Genomic DNA, 5,109 nt, shown 5'->3' on the forward strand with positions numbered 1-5,109 from the left:
TCGATCCGATCGCCAGCGGCCTGCCGCGGATTGCAGTCCGCGGCAGGCCATTCCTTTCGGAACAGGCCGACAATAATCTGTTTTGCTATTACAAGGGCGGATTAGCTTGGCGTCATCCGCCAACTAGCTAGATCAAACGGCGGATTACGCTACGCTAATCCGCGCTGCGGGCTAAGAGCTCACCCACCCTACGCGCTAGTTTGGCGTGATCCTCGACGACGGGGCTTGGTACAAGGCCACGAGACAACGCGGCGCCTTCACGCCGCAAACGGCAAAGGCAAATCAGGTCGTTTCCTGTGGAGAAAAGCAGTGAGAGCACCGTAGCCCTTATAGAGATAGCTCCAATAAACACGCCTGCCGTCAAGACTCTCGACAAACCAGTACCCGGTCATCGTTATTCCGGCTCGCGCGACGTCGCGCCAAAGAATTTTGGTTCTTCGCAATCCTAACGTGAGACCAAACAGGCGTGAGGGCCCCTCGATCCCTTCCTCTTCCCACGTTACCCGATGCACGGATGTCAGCGATGGTGACATAAACCCCGCAATGCAGAGACCCAGCACAGCTACCGCCAGCGCTCCCGAGCCGCCCGCCCGAAACAGGGTTCCGAACAAGCCGACGAGCAAAAGCAGGCAGCCCCCTATGACAGTAAACCAAGCGGAGCTTTTTTCCGGCTCAATTGCGCCAGCAGTATCGCTGGCGATACTTGGCCTCGCCCTTCGAAGTACCCACGATAGTAGAGCGATCACACCGGCAATCGCCAGCGCCATACTCACTCCCTGCGCGATTGACGACAAGGATACCAAAACACGGCCCCCAGTTTGATCGTTGGCTCGTCGTTAGCAGCCCATCCGCCCCGCCAGCTCGCCAAAATCCTTCGCCACGATGTTCCAATCGCCCTTCGCCTCGAGATCGTATTTCTGCAACGGGCCATATTCGGTCGGGCGCGCGACAAAGGCGGTCTTCAGTCCCAGTTTCTGGGCGGCCTTCAAATCATGGTTATGCGCCGCCACCATCATGACCTGTTCCGGCGCGAGACACAGCAGGCGCGCGGCGCCGAGGTAGGTTTCGGGGTCGGGCTTGTAGTGCTGGAACAATTCCGCCGACATGATCAGGTCCCATGGCAGGCCGGCGAATTTCGCCATGTTGGTCAGCAGCGCGACATTGCCGTTGGAAAGCGGACTGATGATGAATTTCGTCTTCAGCCGGGTCAGTCCGGCGACGCAGTCAGGCCAGGAATGGAGCCGGTGCCAGCCCATGGTGAGGTAATGCAGGTCGGCGTCGCTCAACCCGGAAATCGACAATTGGGCGACCAGCTTTTCCAGTGACTGCCGGTGCAGCGTGTCCAGGATCACGTAGCCGCGTTCGGGGTGCTTTCTGACCTCGTCCATCGACGCGGCATAGACCGCGCGCCAGCCATCCACCAGCGCGGTCCAGTCGGCCTTGACGCCGCGCTTCTCGCCCCATCGGGTGAAATCCGCGATCAGGCTGGAGCGCCAGTCGACCACGGTGCCGAACACATCGAACACCAGCGCTTTCACGGCGGAAAGATCGGACATCTTCGCTCCCGGTTTTTTTGGGGACGGCGCTCCTCAATCGAGGTGGAATTTTTCCAGCTGCCGGTGCTCGGCCTTGATGTAACGGACCGTCCCGGTGACCGAGCGCATCACGACGGTTTCGGTATGAATGACATCCTTGCGGAACTTGACGCCCGACAGCAGCGAACCGTCGGTGACGCCGGTGGCCGCAAACAGGCAGTCGCCCTTCGCCATGTCCTCGATGCCGTAGATCATGCGCGGATCGACGACGCCCATCTTGCGGGCACGCTCGCGTTTCTCTTCGCTGTCGAGGATCAGCCGGCATTGCATCTGGCCGCCGATGCAGCGCAGCGCCGCCGCCGCCAGCACGCCTTCGGGCGCGCCGCCGGTCCCGATATACATGTCGACCCCGGTATTGTCGGGATCGGCGCAATGGATCACCCCGGCGACGTCGCCATCGGTGATGAGGCGGACCGCCGCACCGGTGGAGCGCACGCCATTGATGATATCGGCATGACGCGGGCGGTCGAGCACCAGCACCGTGATCGCGGAGGGATCGACGCCCTTGGCCTTGGCCAGCCTGCGAACATTGTCGGCCGGCGATGCATCGAGTTCGACGACGCCTTTCTTGTAACCGGGTCCGACGGCGATCTTCTGCATGTAAACGTCGGGTGCATGCAGCAGCGTGCCGCCATCCGCCATCGCCATGGTCGCGATCGCGCCGGGCATGTTCTTGGCGCACAACGTGGTTCCTTCCAGCGGATCGACCGCGATGTCGACCTTGGGGCCGGCATTGATGCCGACCTTCTCGCCGATAAACAGCATCGGTGCCTCGTCGCGTTCACCCTCGCCGATCACCACGGTGCCTTCGATCGGCAGCTTGTTGAGTTCGCGGCGCATGGCGTCGACCGCGGCCTGGTCCGCGGCTTTCTCGTTGCCGTGGCCGCGCAGCCGCGCGGCCGATACCGCCGCGCGTTCCGTCACCCGCACGATCTCCAGCGTGAGGATGCGCTCCAGCAGGAGCTGCGGGGGGACGGAGATATGGGTCGACATCGGCGAACTCCTTTAAGACTTAACTCGCGGATCTTGCAGTCCGCACATCATCGCTTCTCGCATCGTCCGTTTGGACCACCAGATCATGGTCCGAATGGATTGAACCGGATCATGATCACAGCTTTTTTATGTGGGCATGATCGTTTCATGCTCTAGTTCTTCTCGATCCGTATCACCTGCGGCCGGCCGCTGATCACCTTGTCGCGCTGCACCGCCTGCAGCGCGCGATGGACCGCGTCTTCGCTGGTGGCATAGGTGATCAGGATGACCGGCACCGGCGCAGCTTTCCCCGCCTTGCCGCTGACGTCAACGCCGTCGGGATGGCGCTGCACGATCGATTCAATGGAAATTTTTTGCTCGGCTAGCCGGGTGGCGATGGTCGCGGCGGTGCCTGCCAGATCGCGCGCCATCAGGCGGATATAATAGCCACCCTCATGGCGCTCCATCGGAGCCTTCCGGGTCGCACGCAACCGCGCCACCGGGCGTCCAAACGGCAAGGCGCGGATACCGCGCGCGACATCGGCAATGTCGCCGACGACGGCCGATGCGGTTGCTGCCCCGCCGGCGCCCGGACCAACCAGCGTGATCGGCGGGATGCCCTCGCCGTCGATGGTCACCGCGTTGGTGACGCCCATGACCTGGGCGATCGAGGATGATTTCGGAACCATGGTCGGATGCACCCGCTGCTCGATGCCTTTCGCGGTCCGCACCGCAACCCCGAGCAGTTTGACGCGGTAACCGAGTTCCTCCGCAGCGCGGAGATCTTCCGGCGCGATCGAAGAAATGCCTTCGACGTAAACCGCGCTCTGCGCGACCTTGCTGCCGAAAGCGAGGCTGGCCAGTATCGCAAGTTTCTGCGCGGTATCGTGGCCATCAACATCGAAGGAAGGGTTGGCTTCCGCATAACCCAGCCGCTGCGCGTCCTTCAGGCATTCGGCGAACGACAGGCCTTCCTGTTCCATCCGGGTCAGGATGTAATTGCAGGTGCCGTTGAGGATACCGTAGACGCGATTGATGGCCGTGCCCGCCAGCCCCTCGCGCAGGGTTTTGATCACCGGGATCGCCGCGCCGACCGCCGCTTCGAAATTCAGCGCGCCGCCATGTTTCTCGGCGGCCTTCGCCAGCCGCAGCCCGTGTCTCGCGATCAGCGCCTTGTTGGCGGTGACGACCGACTTGCCGGATTTCAGCGCCGCCTCGATCGCCGACAATGCGGGCTCGCCCGCCCCGCCCATCAATTCGACAAAGCAATCGATGCCGGGATCGCTGGCCAGCGCCAGCGGGTTTCGTGCCCAGGCGATGCCGCGCAGATCCAGAGCGCGCCTCTTCACCTTCGAGCGCGCGGTGACCGCGACAACGCGCACGCCGCGTCCGCAGCGCGCCGACAGCGTCCGGCTCTGCTGCTCGATGAGACGGACCACTTCGGCGCCAACGGTGCCGAGCCCCGCAATACCCACTTTCAGGGGTGCGACCATGACGGGAAAAACCTGCCGGAGAGATTACAATCTAGGCATGACCCGATCCGAAAACCGGAAGTCCATCCCCGGGTCAAGCCCGGGGACATGCTTTTCGGAATCATGCCTACCGCCGGTTGGCGAGAGGAACCACGTTGTGCAACGTTTCGATGCCGCTTTCAAGGAAGCGGCGCACGCCGCGGGCGGCCTGGCGAATCCGTTGCTCGTTTTCCACCATGGCGATGCGGACATAGCCCTCGCCATGCTCGCCAAAGGCGACCCCGGGCGAAACCACGACGCCGGATTTCTCGACCATCAGGGTCGCAAACTGCATGCTGCCGACGCCGCGGAAGGCTTCGGGCAGCGGCGCCCAGGCGAACATCGAGGCTTCCGGCGGCGGAATCTCCCAGCCGGCGCGGCCGAACGATTCCACCAGCGCATCCCTGCGCTTGCGGTAGGTGTCGCGCATCTCGCGAATGCAATCATCCGGACCGTTGAGCGCCGCGGTCGCGGCCACCTGGATCGGCGTGAACGCGCCATAATCGAGATAGGATTTCACCCGCGCCAGCGCAGCGATGATCCGCTCGTTGCCGACCGCAAATCCCATGCGCCAGCCGGCCATCGAAAAGGTCTTCGACATCGAGGTGAATTCCACGGTCACATCGATCGCGCCGGGAACCTGCAGCACCGAGGGCGGCGGATTGTTGTCGTCGAAATAGACTTCCGCATAGGCCAGATCCGACAGGATGAAGATCTCGTGCTTTTTCGCAAAGGCCACCAGGTCCTTGTAGAAATCGAGGCTCGCGACATAGGCGGTCGGATTGGAGGGATAGCAGACCACGAGCGCCAGCGGCTTCGGGATCGAATGGATGATCGCCCGCTCGACCGCCTCGAAGAATTGCGGCGTCGGCTCCGAAGGAACCGAGCGGATCACGCCGCCGGCCATCAGAAAGCCAAAGGCGTGAATCGGATAACTCGGATTGGGACACAGCACCACGTCGCCGGGCGCGGTGATGGCCTGGGCGACGTTGGCAAACCCTTCTTTCGAGCCCAGATCGTGGCGACGCTGG

The 5,109-nt window shown here is 62.7% G+C and carries 5 protein-coding genes; all 5 read right to left on the reverse strand.

The genetic code is table 11. The annotated features are described in order from the left end of the window. Positions 1–257 precede the first annotated feature (257 nt). Positions 258–767: a hypothetical protein gene (locus tag E8A46_RS04395; RefSeq protein WP_291557945.1), complete on the reverse strand. Its 510-nt coding sequence runs from the start codon at positions 765–767 to the stop codon at positions 258–260. 69 nt (positions 768–836) lie between these two features. Then, on the reverse strand, positions 837–1,556 hold the full coding sequence (locus E8A46_RS04400) for a haloacid dehalogenase type II (RefSeq protein WP_291557947.1): 720 nt from the start codon (positions 1,554–1,556) through the stop codon (positions 837–839). Positions 1,557–1,589: 33 nt separating this feature from the next. Then, positions 1,590–2,588 carry a class II fructose-bisphosphatase gene (gene glpX / locus E8A46_RS04405; protein WP_291557949.1) on the reverse strand — a complete coding sequence of 333 codons (999 nt, stop codon included), beginning with the start codon at positions 2,586–2,588 and terminating at the stop codon, positions 1,590–1,592. Positions 2,589–2,740: 152 nt separating this feature from the next. Then, complete coding sequence (locus tag E8A46_RS04410) at positions 2,741–4,060, reverse strand: homoserine dehydrogenase (protein WP_291557952.1); 1,320 nt, start codon at positions 4,058–4,060, stop codon at positions 2,741–2,743. 106 nt (positions 4,061–4,166) lie between these two features. Beyond that, the coding region (locus E8A46_RS04415) for an aminotransferase class I/II-fold pyridoxal phosphate-dependent enzyme (protein ID WP_291557955.1) at positions 4,167–5,109 on the reverse strand (943 nt) is incomplete at its 5' end.

Source organism: Bradyrhizobium sp. (assembly GCF_004799445.1).
Classification (GTDB): Bacteria; Pseudomonadota; Alphaproteobacteria; order Rhizobiales; family Xanthobacteraceae; genus Bradyrhizobium.

Excerpts from the sequence above, each read along its gene's own strand:
- E8A46_RS04395 (WP_291557945.1), bottom strand. The coding sequence starts at position 767 with ATGGCGCTGGCGATTGCCGGTGTGATCGCTCTACTATCGTGGGTACTT.
- E8A46_RS04400 (WP_291557947.1), bottom strand. The coding sequence starts at position 1,556 with ATGTCCGATCTTTCCGCCGTGAAAGCGCTGGTGTTCGATGTGTTCGGC.
- glpX (WP_291557949.1), bottom strand. The coding sequence starts at position 2,588 with ATGTCGACCCATATCTCCGTCCCCCCGCAGCTCCTGCTGGAGCGCATC.
- E8A46_RS04410 (WP_291557952.1), bottom strand. The coding sequence starts at position 4,060 with ATGGTCGCACCCCTGAAAGTGGGTATTGCGGGGCTCGGCACCGTTGGC.